This window comes from Labrys miyagiensis (assembly GCF_030160835.1).
Taxonomy (GTDB): Bacteria; Pseudomonadota; Alphaproteobacteria; order Rhizobiales; family Labraceae; genus Labrys; species Labrys miyagiensis.
This window is the reverse complement of record NZ_BSPC01000039.1, coordinates 1-19171: the sequence shown is the minus strand read 5'-3', so window position 1 is coordinate 19171 and position 19171 is coordinate 1. Positions and strand designations below refer to the sequence as shown.

The window sequence follows — 19171 nt, the reverse complement described above, 5'->3', positions numbered from 1 at the left end:
GGAGGTCAGTATCGAGAGCCTAAACGAGCTCGCGACATTGTTGGCTTGCCTGGGTAAGACTCGGAAGCGTCGTGCATCCTCCTCTTCTTCAAATCCGAAGGAGAGACGGCGTGTCGAAAAGAAGATGTCGAGATCGAGCGCAGCTCAAGCTGGAGTTCAACAATCCGATACCACAATCCCCGATAGGGAAGGATGTAAAGGGACTGGTGGAAGCACTGGCGGACCTCCTCATGGCGGCGATCGGCCAGCCATTGCCAGAGACCCGGACGGTCAAGGGAGGCGTTGATGAGCAAGATCACGCCTGACCATCTGGGTCGTGCCGCCGTCGTCTATGTGCGGCAATCGACTATGGCGCAAGTCGTGGGCAATCTGGAAAGCCAGCGGCGGCAATATGAACTTGCTGCGGCGGCCAAGGTCGCAGGCTTTGCCTCCGTGACCGTGATCGACGACGATCTTGGACGCTCGGGTTCGGGGAGCGTGGAGCGCCCCGGGTTCGAACGGCTCGTCGCTCTTGTCTGTTCCGGCGGTATTGGTGCCGTCTATTGCATCGAGGCGTCGCGGTTGGCGCGAAACGGGCGCGACTGGCATCACTTGATCGATCTGTGCGCACTCACCGGAGCGCTGGTCGTCGATCCAGACGGCATTTATGATCCCCGAGTCGTGAATGATCGCCTGCTTCTGGGCTTGAAGGGAACGATGTCGGAATATGAGCTCAGCCTGATGCGACAGCGCGGCCTGGCATCGCGCAACGCCAAGGCGCAGCGTGGTGAATTCCGCTTCATGCTTCCGCCGGGCTTTTGCTGGAGCGAGACGGGCAAGGTCGAAAAGGATCCGGACGAACACGTTCAGGAAGCCGTGCGACTCGTCTTCACTAAGTTCCGTGAACTTGGGAGTGCCCGGCAGGTATTCCTCTGGCTGCGCGACGCCGATATCAAGATGCCTGTCGTTCGCCGTAACGTTGAAGTTTATAAGCTCGTCTGGAAGGCTCCCGCCTACCACACAGTGGTTCAGATCCTGCATAATCCGCTCTATGCCGGCGTCTATGCGTTCGGGCGAAACGGTCAAAGCACGCAGGTCGTTGACGGGCGAGCGCGCAAGAAAAACGGCACCAAACGCCCTCGCGAGGAATGGTCGGCGTTTTTACGCGACAATCACGAGGGCTATATCAGCTGGCAGGAGTTCGAAGAGAACGAGCTGCTTCTGCTCGAGAACGCCTACATGAAGAAAAACTGCGATCGAAAGTCCGGACGTGGAGGCCGGGCGCTGTTGACTGGCCTCATGCGCTGTGGCCGTTGCGGACGCATGGTGCGTGTGAACTACGGCACGATGAAGGGCAATGCGCACCGATACCAGTGTCGGGGCGACGAGGAAGGTGTCGGCGTTGGTGTATGTATCGGGATCGGTGGCGTGCGCGTGGACAGGGCAGTTGCTCTGGCCTGTCTCGAGGCGGTCTCGGATCGAGCTGTCGAAGCCGCTGTCTTTGCAGCGGACCAGATTGAGCAATCCGACAACGACGTCATTGCGGCCGTAGCGCGCAATCTGGAAGCGGCGCGCTATGAGGCATCGCTCGCAGCACGGCGCTATGAAATGGTCGATCCGGCAAAGCGCCACGTCGCGCGCGAACTGGAGACGAGATGGAATGGCGCGCTCGAACATGTTGCCGAACTCGAAGCAAGGATCGATGAGTTGCGCTCGGCAGCCGCGGCGCGGCCCAGGATCGACCGCACTGCGCTGGTGCGGCTTGCCCAGGATTTACCCGCTGTATGGAACGCCCCCTCGACCGACACACGGACCAAGCAGCGGCTGATCCACGTCCTGATTAAGGAAATTATCTTCGATCTCGACGCAGCGACCAACGAGGCAGTATTGGTCGTTCATTGGAATGGCGGGCGCCACACTGAAATCCGCGTCGCGCGTGTCAAGACCGGGCGGTATCCACAAGACCTGGCGCCGACAGCGGTTGAGGCGCTGCGCAAGCTTGCAGGCCATTGGCCGGACAAGGAGCTCGCGGTCTCCCTCAACCGTATGCGGTGCAAAACCGGTGAGGGTGAGACCTGGACCACAGTGCGGGTTCAGGAAATGCGTAAACGCCTCGGATTGCCTGAATACGATCCAGAAGGATCTGACGGGAAGATGATCAGTTTGGGCAAGGCCGCACAGCAGCTTGGTATCTGTATCGGCTCTGCGAAAACGCTGGTGCTAAAGGGTGTGTTGCCAGCCACACAGCATATGCCGGGCGCTCAATGGCTCGTTCCGGTTGAGGCGCTGACATCGGAACCGGTACAGATAGGCGTGCAGAAAATTATCGACCGACGCCCCCAATATTATGAGGATTATCAATACGATAAGGTTGTCCGTCTGCCTGGAATCTAGAAAGGGATGCATCATGAAGGTAACTTCGGCGATCTGATAAAACTGATTTGGCATGATGGCCAGGGGGCCTGCCTGTTCACGAAAAAATTGGAACGCGGAAGGTTCATCTGGCCTTCCGCCGAAGGTGGCGCGGTGGCGATCTCGCCGGCGCAGCTTTCCTATTTGCTGTCCGGAATAGATTGGCGAAACCCGCAGGAAACCTGGCGGCCAACACGGGTTTGACGGGATTTATGCATTGAGATTGTTGGGAAATCTGATTCAATGTCGGCATGACATTGCCGCCGCTTTCCCTGCCGTCGGACCTCGCCAGTGCCCATGCGGCGCTGCTGGCCGAACGTGCGGCGCGGCTCGAGGCTGAAGCGGAAGCGGCCAACGCAAAGGCGCGGCTGTCGAGTATTGAGGCGCTGAACGCGCATTTGCAGTTGCTGATCGGCAAGCTGGAGCGCGAGAAGCATGGACCGCGCCGTGAACGCACGCAGCGGCTGATCGACCAGTTGGAATTGCAGCTCGAGGAACTCGTGGCGTCGGCGGCCGAGGATGAACTGGCGGCCGAGGAAGCCGCCACCAAGACACAGTCGGTGCGCGCCTTCACGCGCAAGCGGCCGGTGCGCAAGCCGTGGCCGGAGGATATCGAGCGTGAGCGCATCGTCATCGAAGCGCCGGCGACATGCGCCTGTTGCGGCGGTTCACGGCTGTCGAAGCTGGGCGAGGACGTGACCGAAACGCTGGAAGAGATCCCGCGCCGCTTCAAGGTCATCGAGACAGTGCGCGAGAAGTTTGCCTGCCGCGACTGCGAGGCGATCAGCCAGGCTCCCGCGCCGTTCCATGCCACGCCGCGCGGCTTCCTTGGCCCCAATCTGCTGGCGACGATCATGTTCGACAAGTTCGGGCAGCACATGCCGCTGAACCGCCAGAGCACGCGGTTCAAATGCGAGGGCATCGATCTGTCGACCCAGACGCTGGCCGATCAGGTCGGCCATGTCACCTTCGCCGTCAAGCCGCTCTTCGACATGATCGAGGCGCACGTGTTCCACGCCGAACGGCTGCATGGTGACGACACGACGATCCCGATCCTGGCCAGGGGCAAATGCACGACCGGTCGAATATGGGTTTACGTGCGAGACGATCAGCCGTTCGCAGGGACTGCGCCCCCGGCTGCGGTGTTTTATGCGTCCAGCGATCGGCGTGGCGAGCACCCGCAAAGACACCTTGCCGAGTTCAGCGGCATCCTTCAGGCCGATTGTTACAACGGCTTCAATCCGCTGTTCGACCGGACGAAGAAACAGATGCCGGCAACGCCCGCGTTCTGCTTTGCCCATGCGCGCCGGAAGTTCTTCGAACTGGCCGATGTCGCTCGTAACGCCCGTCGCGGCAAAGGAGCCAGGCCGATCTCGCCGATTGCTCTGGAAGCCGTGAAGCGCATCGACGCCCTGTTCGCCGTCGAGCGCGAGATCAACGGCCTGAGCGCGGCCGAGCGGTTCGCCGTCCGGCAGGAAAGGAGCAAGCCGCTGCTTTCCGAGATGGAAGAATGGCTGAGAACCGAGCGGGCCAATCTCTCTCGCTCATCGCCGGTGAGAGAGCCTATCGACTACATGCTGTCGCGCTGGGCCGACTTCGCCCGCTACGCGGACGATGGCAGAATCTGCATGACGAACAACGCTGCCGAAAGAGCGTTGCGCGGTGTAGCTTGCGGCAGAAAGGCGTGGCTCTTCGCCGGTTCGGACCGCGGCGCTGACCGGGCAGCCGTCATGCTCACGCTCATCATGACCGCGCGGCTGAATGACGTCGATCCCAAGGCCTGGCTCGCCGATGTCCTTGCACGCATCGCCGACCTTCCCGCCTCGCGCCTGCATGAATTGCTGCCGTGGCGGTGGAAGGAGCAAAAGGCGACAGCGACAGCTATCGCGGCGGCCGCGTAAACAAGGACCGAAACAGCCTCTCCGACCGCTCCAGGCCCTCATCCGTCAGCACCAACGACTTCGACTTGTTCATCGGATCGCCGATCATCCCCTTTTTGTAGAGGCGATCGGTTGTTGCCCAGTCGAAACCCTTCCAGGCGAAGCGCTCGTTATGAAGCGTCAGCCATAAAAGCCCCAGGACTGCATCGTCGATCTTGTCTTCATCGATATCCATGTCCTGACGTTATCACGCATGGCAACCGAAATCCTGCGGCCTTCATCGGATGCGTACTTTTGATCTTTGGGCGCCTCGGCGGCGATGGCACCAGGGGCACCCGTGTCGAAGACATAGATCGGCAGGTGAGGGGGCGTAAACGTGGCGAGAGGGTGTTGTCAGACTAACCCCGAGTTGTCTCCGCCGGGTGCACGAAGGCCAATCCAGACCTCGGTTTAGGCCGCGAGTGCCCGCCACCCGGCAATGGCGGCCGAGCGTCTCTGTTTGTAGATTTGCCGGCTGACGAGGTGGCGCTCCGAATTAAAGTGGTTGTGGATCTGACTGTGGACGGCGACGAATTTCTGAAGCGTCTTCGTCCGACGGAATTGGAGCATCGCCGCCTCTCGTCGTCTAAAAGGCTGATGGGAATTCTCGGCCCGATTGTTCCCCCAGCGACCGATTTTCCGGCGTTTGAGGATGCCGATCTCCCGCATGGCCGCACCATAGCAGCGCAACCCGTCGGTGATGATGATCTCGGGACGGCCGTAGCGCTTCATGGCCTTCTTGAGGAATTTCAAAGCGACGGCCTTATCCCGCGTCTTGCTGACGAAGAACTCCAACACCTCGCCTTCGTGATCGACGGCCCGCCAAAGATAGTGGGGCTTACCGTTGACCTTCACGAAAACCTCATCGACGTGCCATCGCCAGCGGCTGAAGTTTCCAGCCCTCACCCGCCTTTTGCGGATTTCGCCAGCGAACAACGGGCCAAAGCGGTCCCACCAAAATCTCACGGTGTCACGGCAGATGTCGATGCCCCGTTCATGCAGCAGGTCCTCCACATTCCTCCATGACAACGGGTAGCGAACATACATCATCACAGCGAGGCGGATCACGTCTGGCGACGAATTGAAATAGCGAAACGGATTGAGTTTGGGGCGCGCCATCCTCGCTCCCTACCCGACGCCGCCACCTTCGGCAATTTGCTCTGACAGGGCCATAAGTTCTAATCTCTCAGATAGGCAGAAGGCCTGGTGCCTCGCCATTGGCGCGCGAGATCGACAAGCTCGGCCATGATACTCAATTGATGCCGCCGGCCCATCTCAAACCTATATCCGCCAGCAGGGAGAACCGTGCGGGGTGTAGAGTTATGTCCCGGCTCAGGCCACCCAGCAGTGGCGGGACGACGAAATGAACCAGTTTCAAGCTCAATACGACCGCCGCCAGTCATGAGCTCTGCGCCCTGTGATTTACTTTGATGGCCTTGTCAGTCGTAACGCTCGAACTGGCCCTTAAGCACGATATGGGATCTTTCTGCGCCAGGATCGTTGATTTGGCGGAGCAGTGCGTCGACAAGCAGGCGCCCGACCTCCGACATGTCAACGAAATGCGTCAGCACCGGCAGAGCCAGATACTTGCACATCCCTGTGCTGTCGCGTGAAACCAGGCCAACGTCTCGACCCGGTAAGAGATTGCGTTTGCGAAGCGCGCTGATAGCACCAAGCAGTCCCAATTCGTTGGCGCAAATCAGACCAGTGGGAGGCATTGGCAAATCCAGCATTCGCTCGAAGAACTTCTCGCTCGCCGCCATAGTGAAATCGTCGTATCCGACAAGGCTGGGATCCTGTGTCAAGTCTGCGTCAGCGAGCGAAGAGAAGTATCCTCTCAAGCGCATCGCGCTGCTCTGGTCATCACGCGACAGCAGCTGAAGAGCTATGCGACGATGTCCCTCCGCGATCAGGCGGCGGGTCGCCTCCCTTGCCATGCCTTCATTGTCTATGTCGACATAAGCGTAGTCGATCGCAACATCGCTCCGTCCGAATGCAACGAATGGAACGTTGTGTTGTCGCATAAAAGCAATGCGTGCATCCCCGGCAGTCATCCGAGTGACGATCACTCCGTCACAGTTTCCTGACTGGATCAGTCGATTTAACGACTGGAGGCGATCCTCATCCGGAGTGGTCGAGTAGATCGAAAGTGTATATCCCCGCTCCTGCGCCGCAAGAGTCATGCCTTCGATAAGTGGCACCTTGGCGATATCGGCCAGATAGGCGCGTGTTTCCAACGGTAGAATGACAACAATCATGCGGGTGCGCCCCGTACGTAACGCTCGGCCGTGCAAGTTTGGCGCGTAACCAGCCTCGGCGGCCCTTGCCTTGACGCGGGCGATCGTTTGCGGATGGACTTCTGGACCGTCTTTCAGTGCCCGCGACACCGTCGTGACCGAAAGCCCCAGGCTGGTAGCGATCTTCCGCAGATTAGTCGTTTCGATCGGGCCCATGGTTGGATGGCTCCAGATAGGGGTCAGGCATTCACCGCCAAAGTGCCTTTCCGCGCCCCAAATGTGAAGCCACGCGCACTCCGCTTCGTCTTATCGCGACAAGGCTAATGGCGCGACAGCCATGCAGCAAGAAAATCGTTTGTACACCAACAATTCCGTTGACTTGATCACGCCTTTAGCGAATTGTAACGTTACGATTGCGGTTTTTAGGCGAACTGCGTCGATAAAGTCAGGGTTAACCGGACCATGGAGGGGAAAAATGAACAGGATCTTGTGCGCTGTCACGACACTCATGACACTTGCGGCATCCAGCCCGACATGGGCCGGTAGCGCGACAATCACCACCGCTGGCGGTGACTATGGCAACGCCATCAAAGAGGCGATGTGGGGCCCTGCCGCAAAAGAGCTCGGGATTGAAGTCCGGGAGGAAACCCAGAGCGACGGACTTGCCGCGATCCGGATGCAGGTGACCGCTGGCAGCGTAACGACCGATGTGATCCACCTCGGTTCGCCAGAAGGGGCGCAGGCCGCAAACCTCGGACTGCTCGAACCGCTGGACTTTTCGGTGATCGACTCGGCTTCCCTGCCCAAGGGGGCCAAGTCGGATTTCTGTTTCCCGTTTGACAGCTACGGCACCGTGATGGCCTGGAACACCAAGACATATGGTGAGAGCGGGCCCAAGAGCTGGGCCGATTTTTGGGACGTGAAGAAATTCCCGGGCCGCCGCGCAATGCGGGCGAATGCCCAGGATCTGTTGGAGATCGCCCTTTTGTCCGAAGGTGTTGCTCCTTCGGACGTCTACAAGGTTCTGAGCGAGAAGGATGGCATTGCGCGAGCGATTGCCCGAATCGAAGCTCTCAAGCCCGACGTAGCGGTCTGGTGGACGTCGGGAGCTCAGTCGGCGCAGCTTCTCAAGGACGGGGAGGCAGATCTGGTCATTACCTGGAATGGACGAGCTGCGAGCGCCATCAAGGATGGGGCGGCAGCCGCCTACTCCTTTCATCAGTCTGTCATCGGTACAGATTGTCTGGCCGTGCCGAAAGGAGCGCCCAACAAGGCAGAAGCAATGAAGCTGATCTCCGGCATGACTACCGCCCAGCGTGAGGCAAAGCTGACGCAATATATCAGCTATGGCCCGATGAACACGTCGGCCTATCAGGGGGGAGCAATTCCCACCGATCGGATGAAAGAACTCGCAACCGCCCCTGGAAACGTAGAATCGTCGGTCTTTTCCGACGCTGCCTGGTGGACCCAGAACGGCGACAGGGCGCAAAGCGCCTTCGACGAGATGATGAGCCGCTAAATCTCTCAGTACGTAACGGATGGGGGTCAGTGATGGCCACATTGCCGATTGACATAGACCGGGTCTGCAAGGCCTTCGGATCCTACGTAGCGCTCGATAAGGTCTCAGTTGCCATTCGTGCTGGAGAGTTCCTCACACTTCTGGGGCCTTCCGGATCAGGAAAGACGACATTGTTGATGACGATCGCCGGGTTCGTAAGGCCGGACTCGGGGTCGCTACGGATCGGCGACCGTGACGTGACGCGCCTTTCCCCGAACAAGCGCGACATCGGCATCGTTTTCCAGAACTACGCGCTGTTCCCGCACATGAACGTGCTGGCCAATGTCGAGTATCCGCTGCACCTGCGCAATGTGCCGCGCAGAGAAGCACGCGAACGCGCCCGGGCCGCTCTGGCTCGGGTGAAACTGAACGATTTCGAGAATCGCAACATAGCGGCACTTTCGGGCGGACAGCGGCAGCGTGTGGCTCTTGCGCGCGCGATCGTCTACGAGCCGCGCGTCATGCTCATGGATGAGCCCCTGTCAGCCCTCGACAAGAATCTCCGCGAGCAGATGCAGTTCGAAATCCGTAAGCTCCATGACGATCTTGGCATTACGACCATCTACGTCACGCATGATCAGCGGGAGGCGCTCATCATGTCCGACCGCATCGCGGTGATGGACGCTGGTGTGATCCGGCAGATCGACACACCGCACAAGATCTACCAACACCCGAATTCAAGCTTCGTCGCCGATTTCATGGGGGAGGCCAACATCCTGCCTGGTTCGGCGGTAGTAGCACTGACGGTGAGGCAGCCGGCCGAGATGGGCACACTGATGATCCGGGCGGAGAACTTCCACCTCGAGCCGAGTGCAGTTGGTGCTGACGGGGTCTCGATCCGCGGGAAAATGACCGGCAAGGCTTTCCGGGGGGAAAACTGGCTCCTACACCTCGACATTGGCGTCCCGCGCCAAGTGCTGCTCAGCATACCTTCGACACAGTCGGCGCGTTGCGAGCAACTCCAGCCGGGTGCGGAAATCACGGCCTATGCCGCGCGTGCCCATCTCCACAGCCTGGGCGAGGCAAAGCTCGCATGAGTGCCAATGCCATCACCGTGCCGTCAGAGCCGGGTCGGAATCAAGACGTGACGGCGGCTGGGCTCGCCAGGGACGCGCGTCGCGAACGCGCGTTCTTCCTATCGCTTTCCCTCCCTGCGCTGATCCTCGTCGGGGTCTGTGCTCTGGTGCCGGTGCTGTGGATCTTGCGCCAGTCATTCCAGAAGACCGGTGGCGAGTTCACGCTGCAGAACTACCAAAAGATGCTGGGAAGCGAGCTCACCTGGAAAGCGTTGCTGGTGACCCTCCAACTTTCGGGCGCGACACTGGTGACGGTGCTCCTGCTTGGGATTCCGTTGGCTTTCGCTCTCGCGAGCGCGCCGCCTAGAATCGCGAACAGACTGATGGTGCTCATCATGCTGCCCCTGTGGACGTCGATCCTTGTGCGAACTTACGGCTGGCTCGTGCTGCTGCGCGGAGATGGCCTGATCAACAGGGCGCTTCTCGAGAGCGGGCTGGTGTCCGAACCGCTGCCGCTCGTCTACAACTTTGCGGGCACGCTGATCGGCATGGTCCACTTCATGCTGCCGCTGTTCGTGCTGCCGACCTATGCGGCGATGCGCGATATCGATCCCAACACGATCCGCGCGGCCGCGAGCATGGGCGCTGGTCTCTGGCGCGCATTCTGGACAGTTATTCTGCCGCTTTCGGCGGGCGGCATCGCCTCCGGTTCGATCATTGTCTTCATCTACACGCTGGGCTTCTTCATAACGCCGGCGGTGCTTGGCGGCGGCAAGGTGAGCCCGATCGCCATCCGGATGGAGCGCACTCTATCCACGTTCCAGGATTGGGGCGCGGCCAGCGCGCTCGGTGTCCTTCTTTTGGTGCTGGTTGCATTGCTGGCGGCAATGATCTTCGGTGCCGCCCGATTGCTGCGCAGCGCACGGACGGGAAGCTGACTCATGCTCGACGCCTATGCCGACAACCATATCGCCAGAATTCTGTTGTGGATCTTCGCCGCCGCGGTGCTGACCTTTCTCATGCTGCCGACGCTCATCGTCGTTCCGCTTTCATTTTCGGGATCGGACCTCCTGGAATTTCCGCCCCGCAGCCTGTCGCTACGCTGGTATGATAATTTTTTCGGTTCGTTGACGTGGATGTCCGGACTGCGAACCAGCCTGATGCTTGGTGGTATGACCGCGCTCGTCTCCGTTCCTGCCGGATTTCTCGCCTGCTTTGCCATGAACAGGACCGGTGGCGCCCCGGCGCGCGGAATCTACACATTTGTCCTGATGCCTTCGGTGGTGCCTGGCATCCTTCTGGCCATCGGGATGTTTTTCGTTCTGGCCAAGCTCGGGCTGGTGGGGACATTCAGCGGTGTGCTCCTGGGGCACATAGTTCTAGCGATTCCGGTCGTGGTGATCGTTCTCTATCCGGCGGTGAACCGTTTCGACTGGAACCAGGCTCAGGCGGCGCGCAGTCTCGGCGCCGGCTGGCTGCGCACAACGACCGGAATCATACTTCCGCAGCTCATCTTCTCCCTGCTGACCGGGGCATTGATGGCGTTCCTGACGTCCCTCGACGAGGCTGTGATCTCGATTTTTGTGTCGAGCGGGGCCAACACAACGCTGCCCAAATTGATGTTTCTGTCGCTGCGCGACCAGATCGATCCGACGATCGCGGCAATCTCCACACTCTGGACCGTCTTGGTCGTGATGGTCGTCCTAGTGATTAGCGCACGCCAGAAGGCCTGATCTGCCTTTTTACTTTCCGAAAGAACCGCCTATGAATTCCGAACCTCTCCCCCTTGCCGCGGCATCGAGATCAGCGATCCCGCAAGTCGGGCTCGCGCTTATCACCGGGTCGGCCAACTGGGGGCTTGCCTTTCCCGAGGATATCGAGATTGACGGGGTCAAGGTTCTCGACCGAGACATCAGCTTCGAAACCCCCTGGGGTCAGTCGGATCACTGGAAGCTTCTTGAGTTTGATGGCTCGTTATCCGAGAGCGGGCAGTCGAAGCGAGCGCTTTGCATGTATTCTCACGGCAATCCGCGTGAGGAGATCGACCATTCATGTCATCGACGGGCTTTCTGGGTACTGCTGCAGGCTGGCGTGAAACGCGTTGTTTCTTGTTCCACTGTCGGGGCGGTCAACAAGGCGATTCAGACCGGCGACATGGTGATCAACGCCGACATCATTGAGTTTACCCAGACACCCTATTCGCTCCTGCCTGGGCGGCAGCGGTTCGACGCCAGCGGCAAGCAGATCGTCTGCGCTAGCTGCGCCGAGCTCTTGGCCAACGTCGCCAAGCGGCATTGGCCTGTGTCGAACCGTGTACACACCATCCAACAAGGCCTTGTCGCGGGGCACACCTATGGTCCGCGCCTGACTACTCCGGCCGAAGCGATGGCCTTTCGTGCTCTTGGTGCCGATATCATAAACCACTCGATCGCTCCTGAGGCGACGCTTTCGCGCGAAATTGGCGCCTGCTTCGTGCCTGTCGCCTTCGTAACGGCGGGCTACAATGACTATCTCGATCGGTCTTCAGGCTCCTTGCTGCAAGACGGCGTTCTTCCTCGCCTGTCACGAACACTTTCGCAAATTGCCTTGGAGGCTGCAGCTCGTTTGCCGGATGAAGCACCGTGCATTTGTCACAATCTTAAAGCTCCGCAGCCTGCCGAACGCTATGAACGGTTCTGAGCGTCGGGATCAGCAGCCCCCCGCATCAGAAAAGGCCACGGCTGGAAGCTTGCGGCGATGGCCTGTAAGCAATCTGTGGAAGCAGCCTTGAGCGGCGTGACGTGGTACAGACGATGCAGCAGGCTGGGTATACAAAGTAACAGATTTGGACCGGTCTCCTGCCGAAAGAAACTGGCGGGCGCCCGCCTCCTCTGTTTCGCGGAAATGTTTTTACTGACCGCCTTGCTCTTGTGCGAGCGGAGATTGTACATGACCACCACGCCCGGCATCGGGGTCGGCACCAACTCGGCTTCGACATAGGTTCGATAACTCTCGCCGTTGATTGGGTCATCGCGGATACAGGGGGCTTCGACCCGATCACGGCGCAAGGTCACGATGAAGGTCTGCATTTGTCAATGGCCATAGGGCGCTGCACCGAGGACCGCGGTACCACTCGATGTTCGCCTTGATGGCGGCCAGGGCCTCGTCCTGGGTGTATTCGTGGCTGGCAACGCCGCCCTTCTCGATGGTCGGCACCATGAGCGAGCCGCGGCGCAGGTCGATCGCCGCACCGGGCGCCAGCGTCATCGAACACGTCGTGGTCACTGCGATGCAATGCGACGCTGGGCGTGAGCTATAAATTTCAATCGCTCGGATAGGCAGAAGGTCCGGCCCTTCGTCATTGGCGGGCGAGATCGACAAGGCCGGCCGTGATGCTTTAGTGATGTCGCCGGCCTATCTCAAACGGGTATCGTCAACTTATCGATGACAGGCGGCGTAGGTTCTTCAGTATTCGGAAAGATCATGCCGGCGCCGTCGCCCACAACTGGTGCGGTTGGGTGCGCAAGATCCGCACTTCCGTTTGCTCTCGAGGCTGGGCCGGCGTCCTCGACGATTTCCGACCAGTCGTCAGGAGACGATCGAGTAGTCTCCTCCGCTATCGTTAAACTCGCTCGACGCTTTCTCATTACATGCCGGCATATCGCCGCTTCTGGAGATTATCGAGATAGACGACAAGTGCGATCAGCAGCCCCTCCAGAACCATCTCCCAGAAGGGGTCCACGCTCAAAAGGACCGCACCATTGCTCATTGTCGTAAAGAGAATCGCACCCGCGACGGCTCCCATCACGGTCCCACGTCCGCCAAAAAGGCTCGCTCCCCCTACTACCGCAGCTGCGATCGCCTGGAGCTCATAGGCATTTGCCATTGAAGGCGATGCGATACTGAGGCGCGATACTAGCAAAACTCCACCCAGGGCTGCCAAGCCCGAACTTATCATATAGGCGACCATCGTCATGCGAAGGCCGTTGATGCCGACGCGCCTTGCCGCTTCGGCGTTTGATCCGATGGCATACAGATAACGTCCCGTTCGAGTGAAGCGTAGAACGTACTGCACCAAGCATGCGATGAAGATCATCGTGATGAACAGATTGGGCAAACCAACCGTGGTACCGCGCGCGAAATCCTTCACCCCTGGCGGGAGCCCGCCAACGGTCATCCCGCCGGATATGAGAAGCGCCAGCCCGCGATAGACCTGTAATCCAGCGAGCGTAACGACGAACGCCGGTATGCCGAGCCGTCCGATCGCGACCGCATTGATCAGGCCGACAAAAAGCCCCGCGAGTATCGTCAAAAAGAAGGCCAATGGCAGGTAGAGCCCGTGAGATAGAAGCTGGGCGAAGAGAACGCCGCAGAACGCCACCACCGATCCCACGGACAAGTCGATGCCAGCTATGATGATCGTGCACAAAACCCCAATTGCCACGATGGCGGAGACGGCCGTCTGGCGCATCATATTGCTGAAATTGCCCTCGGTAAGAAAGCTTGGCGCCGTTAATGACAAGACGATCCAGAGCAGAAGAGTAAACGACACGACGTAGGTTTCGACGGGCAGTCGCTGCAATAACGAACGCATTGAGAATCTCTTTGTGGGACGCCCGGCGCAGGAAAGTTTGGGACGGACGCCGAAGCTTCTATCTGAGGGTCACAATGGGCCGGCGACTCCCGGCCCATGATCGGGGATAGCGACCCTAGTTCCCGACGAACTTGTCCAGCTTGCGCTTTTTTACATCGAGAAGTCCGGCGAAAGCCGGATCGTTCATGTTTGCTTTGGTCACAGTGCCGACACCGGTGTCGACGTTCTTGGGAAGCCGCACGCCATGCGCAGCCGCATAGCCGTACCAGACGCCGGCAAATCCCATCATATAGGGGTCCTGAATCACGAGGGCGTAGATCGAGCCGTCATTCAGATGTTCAACTTCGCCAGCATCGGAATCGAATGCCACCAGGCAGAACTTCGAACCGATTTTCTGTTCAGCGACGGAGGCACCCGCACCGGTGCCCATCTGGGCGTTGTCGGCGAAAATCCCGGCGAGGTCGGAGTCCTTAGTGAGCATATCAGCTGTCAGGCTCATGCCCTCCGCCTCCTCGTTGTTGGCCACGCGATTGCCAACGACAGTAATATCGGGATAGGCCTTCATCCCTTCGACAAAGCCCTTGTCACGGGAGTCGAGCGACTCGTGACCGGCCATCGCGGTCAAGTAACCAACCTTGCCGCTCGCCTTGCCCGTACGCTCCTTGATGCAGGCTGCCAACGCATCGGCCGCCGCCTTGCCGCCTGCCTCATTATTTGTGGTTAGGAAGGAGGCGTATTTGTCTGTCTTTGCGCCTGAATCGATGACGACGACCGGAATTCCGGCATCAGTCACCGACGCAATCGGTTCACCAAGCGCCTCGAAGATCGTCGGCGAAATGACGATGGCGGCCGGTTTCTTTCCGGCTGCGCTCTCCAGGATGGATGTCTGCTCCGCCGCATCGTCCTTCGGCGACCCAAGCTCGTCGATCTTGACGCCGAGTTGCTTTCCGGCTGCCTCGGCACCCTTGAACACCCATTGCCAATATTCTGACGTTGTCGCCTTCACGATCACCGCTATTGTCTCCTCGGCCCTCGCAGGGCCGGCGGCGATCAATGCAAACAGCGACAGCGATGCTGCCAATGCCATTTTTCTAGTCATAGCTTCCCTCCCTCTTTTGACAGCCTTTCAGGCCGCTTGTTCTGTTTCACTAAATCCCGTCATGTATTTTATAAGCTTATCTTGGCTTGTTTCCTCAGACTTAGTCACGTGAACAACCGCACCTCTGTACATAACCGCTATACGATCAGCCACTTTCAATATTTCTACTAGATTGTGACCAATGTATATTACTCCGGCTCCATTTCGAGCGAGTTCACGGGTATTGCGAATTACGTTTTCGCGTTCCATGACTGCCAAGGCAGCTGTAGGCTCATCCAAAATTACGATCTTAGCCTTCCAGTAGATTGCCCTGGCGATAGCAACCGCCTGTCGTTGGCCGCCGGACAAACGGGCGACATTGCGAGACTGCGGAGGAATGTGTGCCTTGATGCGAGCCAGCAAACCGGCGGTTTCAGCGCGGATCTTCCGGTCATCGATAAAGGGCAACAAGCGTGCGAACCTTCGCACCGGCTCGCGGCCAAGGAAGATATTCGCTCCAACCGAAAGATCGTCCGCCAGTGCAAGATCCTGGTAAACCGTCTCGATACCGCGCTCGCGGGCCTCCCGAGGCGAGACCAAGTTGAGCACTTCGCCTGCCAATCGGATTTCACCCGAATCGCCCTTGTAGACGCCGGAAACGTGCTTGATGAGGGTCGACTTGCCGGCCCCATTGTCCCCGACGATTGCAAGGACCTCTCCGGTATGGAGGGTCAGGCTGACCCCGCGCAACGCTTCTACCGGACCAAAATTCTTGCGCAGATCAACGATTTCCAGGATTGGCAGCAAGGCTCGTCCCCGTCTGTAGCCACAACTCGATGCCCGTCCACCGAACGCAGTAGAGAACGCGCCAAGCAGCTCGGCTTCGTCGTAGTCGACGTTCCATCTCCCTCTATCGGCTCGCTCGGACAGATCAATTCCTGTCTCTTATCGATAAAAAGGCGACACAAACGACAAAGTGTCAAATTGTTTTTTTTACATAAAAGTCGTATCAAATGAACCGCCGCATCGACTTTTCGCGAACTCCAGATGGTGAGTTTCTTACCTTCGCGGAAGAGTGACTAAGTCCTTGCAGGCGCGATGTGCCGACAAGGATAGCGGGCGGCTGCGAGAGGCTGTCTTCTGCGAGAGCCGAGACCGTCACGGAGCACGGAATGAAAAACGACGCAGTTTTCAAAAAAACCTTCAATGCGGTTCTGGACTATGTTTCAGCCAGTCAGACTTCCACACTCTCGCCTTCAGAGAACCAGCTGGCCGATAAGTTCGATGTCAGCCGAACCACGATCCGCAAGATCCTGTCGTTGCTTGTGGAGAAGGGGCTGGTGGTCCGCACCGGTTCGCAAATGCAGGTTCTGCGAAGCCCCGACAGCGCCGACTACTTCGCCAGGGCAGACACGGTCGCGACATCCGACAGAGTCGAGAAAAAATTCATGGAGTGGATGTTGCGCGGCGACCGCAAGCCGGGCGACTATATCAACAGCCTGGAGCTTGCCCGTAATTTCGACGTATCGACCAGCGCAATCAGGGAATATCTAAACCGATTCCACCGGTTCGGTTTGGTGGAGAAGCGGCCGAACTCCGGATGGATTTTTCGCGGTTTCACGATCGATTTTGCACTCGAGTTGTTCGAGGTTCGCCAGTTGTTCGAAATCCGGTCGGCGAAGGTCTTCGCCAGACAGCCGCCCGATTCAGATGCGTGGAATCAACTGAGGAATCTGGAGTCCGAACACCATGCTCTCGCGGCGCAGCTTTCAGCGCGGTATCATGATTTCTCGGAGCTCGACGAGCGCTTTCATCGCCTGATCAACAACGCCTCGCGGAATCGTTTCATGGCTGATTTTTACGACATTATTTCACTGATCTTTCACTATCATTATCAGTGGAGGAAAGTAGACGAGAAAGAGCGTAATGCGGCGGCGATCCGCGAACATCTGCATTATATCGACGCGCTCTATTCAGGAAATTCGGCTCGTGTCGAAGCCGCATGCCGGCAACACCTTCTGTCCGCAAGGAAGACATTGATCGCTTCAATAAGCTAGAGTTGCGCGACCCTCTCGAATACTTTCTCAACGTGATCGCACATCGAAGCATCTTACACGCTCGAGGCTAAGTCTTTGATTTCGCAGGACTCGGCCGAGAAATTCTCGTGGCTCATTCGCGCCGACACCCTCAAGGACACCTCGACCTGGTTTTTTTGGTTGAACATTTGAGTCAAGAAACAGATTGACTTTACTCCGCAGTTGGATGTTTTTTATCCATAACAGACCAGGCTAAACAGCTTGCGGAAGGGCGGAAAATGAGGGCATTGGTATGCCTCAAACCGGGTGAGCTCGCCTTACAAGAACGTCCGCGGCCTTCGCCAAGCGCCGGCGAGGTTCTTGTCCGCGTCCGCCGTGCCGGCGTTTGCGGTACGGATCTGCACATCTTCCAGGGAAGCCACCCCTTTCTCGAATATCCGCGCGTGATTGGCCATGAACTGTCGGGTGAGATCGCTGAAGCGGGCCCGGGTTGCATCATTGCGGTGGGCCAGCAAGTTTACATCATTCCGTACCTTTCGTGCGGCAGTTGCGTTGCTTGTCGGCGAGGCAAGACCAATTGCTGCCAGTATATCCGCGTCTTGGGCGTGCATATCGACGGTGGCATGTCCGACTACGTCTGCGTGCCTGAGCAAAATGTCGTGGCTGCCAATGGTGTCACGCTCGATGAAGCGGCAATGGTCGAGTTTCTGGCGATCGGGGCACATGCGGTCCGCCGTGCCGGTCCAAGGAAGGCCGATCGCATCCTGGTCGTTGGCGCGGGTCCGATCGGCCTTGGCTGCATGATCTTCGCCAAGCTTCACGGCGGGTCCGTGACGGCACTTGACGTAAGAAGTGACCGACTCGCCTTCTGCTGCGACCGGGTTGGCGTCGACAATACAGTAATTGCTGGGTTCGATGCGCGCGAAACCCTGTCACAACTCACGGATGGTGATTTCTTCGACGTCGTCATCGACGCAACCGGGAACGCCGGGGCAATGCAGGATGGCTTTGAATATGTCGCCCATGGCGGTACCTACGTCTTGGTCAGCATCGTACGAGACACGATTTCCTTTGCCGACCCCGAGTTTCACAAGCGCGAGACCACGCTCATGGGAAGCCGCAATGCGACGCCTGAGGATTTTTTCGAGGTGTTTCATGCCATACTTCAGGGCTTCGTGCCGACCGATGCGCTTGTTACTCATCGAGTTAAGCTGGCGGAGGCACCGGCAAGCTTTCCCATGTGGCTCAGCCCCAATGCTGGCGTGATCAAGGCCCTTATTGAGGTCTAGGCGTGGTTTTCAATTTTTGGCCAGCTGACCTCTCAGTGAGAAAGAAAACCACGTTTGAAGCTGACGTTTTGAGATTCCGCTCAGAGCCACATTGGGACCTTCGTCAAAGCAATGCGAAGGTCCGCACTTGCCGCCACACAAAGCTAAACCAGTGAGATTCGCATAACGGGATCTACGAAACGAATTCTCAGCTGTATTTTGATCTCTGTTAAGTGAATGGAGCCAGATAGGCCACTCATGTTGAGGGTGGCTAGCAATTGAGAGAGATTCGAACTGCCGTAGTTAAATCCAGCAAAACGAAGACGCTATTCGCTCGCAATAACAATATCTTACAAAGATCGTAACCCTAGTATAGTAATCTAGATTTACGTTTGAATATAATTTGCGGAATAAACGTATCTATATGTTTTATTTTCTGCCTAATTATAGCTACAGATATTTCTACTCAAAAATTTTTCCCGCGTAATTTCCGCCCCTGCAAGATTATCGGACGTCTTTATGCACCGACACCTGGGGCGGTTTGGGGATTTTTTGCGGGCCCTAAGCGCCGCAACGCCTTCGTGGCCGTGGACGACTCCAGAATCACTCTACCACCTAGCACCCTCGTGCGTCCCGTGCCTCCCTTGGTCACGGTTAAGACGGCTCCCCAAGGCGCGACGTCAGCGGCCTTCGCGGCCAGGGGGCGATTGGCCAGCGGCCCGGGCGTGCGGGCATACCCCGGTCGCCGCAGCGGCGGTAGATCGGGCCATCGATCTGGAGCGGCGGGCGCTTAGCCTCAAAAAGGTCCTGCCGCGGCTGCGCGCCAAAGGGCAGGGAGGGGTGGCTCCTGGCCGATCGCGCGCTGATACCGGCGTCCGCGCCGGGCACCACGAACAGTATAAAAATCAAACGCAAATGTCTCTTAAAGATCCGGAGCTTCGCGAGAGAGCCTTCGGCTTCGCTCCCGATCGATTCAAGATTATAGTGCTTTCCGGGGCAAGAAGGGGGAGCCGTTCATGACCGATCCTGTGACCATTGGCTTGCTTGTCTCGGGTGCCTTGAGTCTTGGAGCCAAAGCCCTCGATACGGCTGTTG

18 protein-coding genes are annotated in these 19171 nt (G+C 58.3%); 10 read left to right on the top strand and 8 right to left on the bottom strand.

Annotated features, from left to right (window positions below):
• The first annotated feature begins 285 nt into the window (after positions 1-285).
• Genes QQL24_RS20140 through tnpC form a run of 3 tightly spaced genes read left to right on the top strand, consistent with a single transcriptional unit; the run spans position 286 to position 4292 of the window.
• Positions 286-2373, top strand: a complete 2088-nt coding sequence (locus QQL24_RS20140) for a recombinase family protein (RefSeq protein WP_284314095.1) — start codon at positions 286-288, stop codon at positions 2371-2373.
• Between the two features lie 6 nt (positions 2374-2379).
• The gene (gene tnpB / locus QQL24_RS20135; RefSeq protein WP_284314094.1) at positions 2380-2595 is read left to right on the top strand and encodes an IS66 family insertion sequence element accessory protein TnpB; all 216 of its coding nucleotides are present in this window, start codon (positions 2380-2382) and stop codon (positions 2593-2595) included.
• Between the two features lie 47 nt (positions 2596-2642).
• Entirely contained in the window at positions 2643-4292 is a 1650-nt protein-coding gene (gene tnpC, locus QQL24_RS20130; RefSeq protein ID WP_284314093.1) for an IS66 family transposase, read from the top strand.
• On the opposite strand, the gene QQL24_RS20125 is transcribed toward tnpC, so the two are convergent.
• From QQL24_RS20125 to QQL24_RS20115, 3 genes are all read right to left on the bottom strand, one after another.
• Complete coding sequence (locus tag QQL24_RS20125) at positions 4273-4506, bottom strand: DUF6429 family protein (RefSeq protein ID WP_284314092.1); 234 nt, start codon at positions 4504-4506, stop codon at positions 4273-4275. The genes tnpC and QQL24_RS20125 overlap by 20 nt on opposite strands.
• A 215-nt stretch (positions 4507-4721) precedes the next feature.
• The gene (locus QQL24_RS20120) at positions 4722-5429 is read right to left on the bottom strand and encodes an IS6 family transposase (protein WP_284314091.1); all 708 of its coding nucleotides are present in this window, start codon (positions 5427-5429) and stop codon (positions 4722-4724) included.
• A 320-nt stretch (positions 5430-5749) separates the two neighbouring features.
• Positions 5750-6763: a LacI family DNA-binding transcriptional regulator gene (locus QQL24_RS20115; protein ID WP_284314090.1), complete on the bottom strand. Its 1014-nt coding sequence runs from the start codon at positions 6761-6763 to the stop codon at positions 5750-5752.
• Positions 6764-7022: 259 nt separating this feature from the next.
• Between QQL24_RS20115 and QQL24_RS20110 the strand changes: the two genes are divergently transcribed.
• Genes QQL24_RS20110 through QQL24_RS20090 form a run of 5 tightly spaced genes read left to right on the top strand, consistent with a single transcriptional unit; the run spans position 7023 to position 11800 of the window.
• Positions 7023-8066 (top strand): ABC transporter substrate-binding protein, encoded by a 1044-nt coding sequence (locus QQL24_RS20110; protein WP_284314089.1) that lies wholly within the window; start codon positions 7023-7025, stop codon positions 8064-8066.
• A 32-nt stretch (positions 8067-8098) separates the two neighbouring features.
• Positions 8099-9142, top strand: coding sequence for an ABC transporter ATP-binding protein (locus tag QQL24_RS20105; RefSeq protein WP_284314088.1), 1044 nt, complete (start codon positions 8099-8101; stop codon positions 9140-9142).
• Positions 9139-10059, top strand: a complete 921-nt coding sequence (locus QQL24_RS20100) for an ABC transporter permease (RefSeq protein ID WP_284314087.1) — start codon at positions 9139-9141, stop codon at positions 10057-10059. Before QQL24_RS20105 ends, QQL24_RS20100 begins: the two co-directional genes overlap by 4 nt.
• 3 nt (positions 10060-10062) lie before the next feature.
• The gene (locus QQL24_RS20095; RefSeq protein WP_284314086.1) at positions 10063-10854 is read left to right on the top strand and encodes an ABC transporter permease; all 792 of its coding nucleotides are present in this window, start codon (positions 10063-10065) and stop codon (positions 10852-10854) included.
• A gap of 31 nt (positions 10855-10885) precedes the next feature.
• Positions 10886-11800, top strand: a complete 915-nt coding sequence (locus tag QQL24_RS20090; protein WP_284314085.1) for a phosphorylase family protein — start codon at positions 10886-10888, stop codon at positions 11798-11800.
• Here QQL24_RS20090 and QQL24_RS36715 read toward each other — a convergent pair.
• The 5 genes from QQL24_RS36715 to QQL24_RS20065 form a co-directional block, all read right to left on the bottom strand.
• Positions 11785-12189 carry a hypothetical protein gene (locus tag QQL24_RS36715; protein WP_431310723.1) on the bottom strand — a complete coding sequence of 135 codons (405 nt, stop codon included), beginning with the start codon at positions 12187-12189 and terminating at the stop codon, positions 11785-11787. The two genes, QQL24_RS20090 and QQL24_RS36715, sit on opposite strands and share 16 nt — an antisense overlap.
• Positions 12158-12385, bottom strand: coding sequence for a hypothetical protein (locus tag QQL24_RS20080; RefSeq protein WP_284314105.1), 228 nt, complete (start codon positions 12383-12385; stop codon positions 12158-12160). The genes QQL24_RS36715 and QQL24_RS20080 overlap by 32 nt, the downstream gene beginning before the upstream one ends.
• 361 nt (positions 12386-12746) lie before the next feature.
• Positions 12747-13694, bottom strand: coding sequence for an ABC transporter permease (locus tag QQL24_RS20075; RefSeq protein WP_284314084.1), 948 nt, complete (start codon positions 13692-13694; stop codon positions 12747-12749).
• Between the two features lie 115 nt (positions 13695-13809).
• Positions 13810-14793: a substrate-binding domain-containing protein gene (locus QQL24_RS20070; protein WP_284314083.1), complete on the bottom strand. Its 984-nt coding sequence runs from the start codon at positions 14791-14793 to the stop codon at positions 13810-13812.
• Between the two features lie 27 nt (positions 14794-14820).
• Positions 14821-15579, bottom strand: a complete 759-nt coding sequence (locus QQL24_RS20065; protein ID WP_284314082.1) for an ATP-binding cassette domain-containing protein — start codon at positions 15577-15579, stop codon at positions 14821-14823.
• A 365-nt stretch (positions 15580-15944) separates the two neighbouring features.
• Between QQL24_RS20065 and QQL24_RS20060 the strand changes: the two genes are divergently transcribed.
• Together QQL24_RS20060 and QQL24_RS20055 are read left to right on the top strand one after the other, a co-directional pair.
• Complete coding sequence (locus QQL24_RS20060) at positions 15945-16829, top strand: GntR family transcriptional regulator (RefSeq protein WP_284314081.1); 885 nt, start codon at positions 15945-15947, stop codon at positions 16827-16829.
• Positions 16830-17086: 257 nt separating this feature from the next.
• Positions 17087-18097, top strand: coding sequence for a zinc-binding alcohol dehydrogenase family protein (locus QQL24_RS20055; RefSeq protein WP_284314080.1), 1011 nt, complete (start codon positions 17087-17089; stop codon positions 18095-18097).
• Positions 18098-19171 lie beyond the last annotated feature (1074 nt).

What these genes read in the sequence shown, in the direction of transcription:
- QQL24_RS20070 (WP_284314083.1), bottom strand. Translation starts at nt 14,793, where the DNA reads ATGACTAGAAAAATGGCATTGGCAGCATCGCTGTCGCTGTTTGCATTG.
- QQL24_RS20115 (WP_284314090.1), bottom strand. Translation starts at nt 6,763, where the DNA reads ATGGGCCCGATCGAAACGACTAATCTGCGGAAGATCGCTACCAGCCTG.
- QQL24_RS20140 (WP_284314095.1), top strand. Translation starts at nt 286, where the DNA reads ATGAGCAAGATCACGCCTGACCATCTGGGTCGTGCCGCCGTCGTCTAT.
- tnpB (WP_284314094.1), top strand. Translation starts at nt 2,380, where the DNA reads ATGCATCATGAAGGTAACTTCGGCGATCTGATAAAACTGATTTGGCAT.
- tnpC (WP_284314093.1), top strand. Translation starts at nt 2,643, where the DNA reads ATGACATTGCCGCCGCTTTCCCTGCCGTCGGACCTCGCCAGTGCCCAT.
- QQL24_RS20110 (WP_284314089.1), top strand. Translation starts at nt 7,023, where the DNA reads ATGAACAGGATCTTGTGCGCTGTCACGACACTCATGACACTTGCGGCA.
- QQL24_RS20105 (WP_284314088.1), top strand. Translation starts at nt 8,099, where the DNA reads ATGGCCACATTGCCGATTGACATAGACCGGGTCTGCAAGGCCTTCGGA.
- QQL24_RS20120 (WP_284314091.1), bottom strand. Translation starts at nt 5,429, where the DNA reads ATGGCGCGCCCCAAACTCAATCCGTTTCGCTATTTCAATTCGTCGCCA.
- QQL24_RS20055 (WP_284314080.1), top strand. Translation starts at nt 17,087, where the DNA reads ATGAGGGCATTGGTATGCCTCAAACCGGGTGAGCTCGCCTTACAAGAA.
- QQL24_RS20090 (WP_284314085.1), top strand. Translation starts at nt 10,886, where the DNA reads ATGAATTCCGAACCTCTCCCCCTTGCCGCGGCATCGAGATCAGCGATC.
- QQL24_RS20100 (WP_284314087.1), top strand. Translation starts at nt 9,139, where the DNA reads ATGAGTGCCAATGCCATCACCGTGCCGTCAGAGCCGGGTCGGAATCAA.
- QQL24_RS20060 (WP_284314081.1), top strand. Translation starts at nt 15,945, where the DNA reads ATGAAAAACGACGCAGTTTTCAAAAAAACCTTCAATGCGGTTCTGGAC.
- QQL24_RS20075 (WP_284314084.1), bottom strand. Translation starts at nt 13,694, where the DNA reads ATGCGTTCGTTATTGCAGCGACTGCCCGTCGAAACCTACGTCGTGTCG.
- QQL24_RS20125 (WP_284314092.1), bottom strand. Translation starts at nt 4,506, where the DNA reads ATGGATATCGATGAAGACAAGATCGACGATGCAGTCCTGGGGCTTTTA.
- QQL24_RS20095 (WP_284314086.1), top strand. Translation starts at nt 10,063, where the DNA reads ATGCTCGACGCCTATGCCGACAACCATATCGCCAGAATTCTGTTGTGG.
- QQL24_RS36715 (WP_431310723.1), bottom strand. Translation starts at nt 12,189, where the DNA reads ATGCAGACCTTCATCGTGACCTTGCGCCGTGATCGGGTCGAAGCCCCC.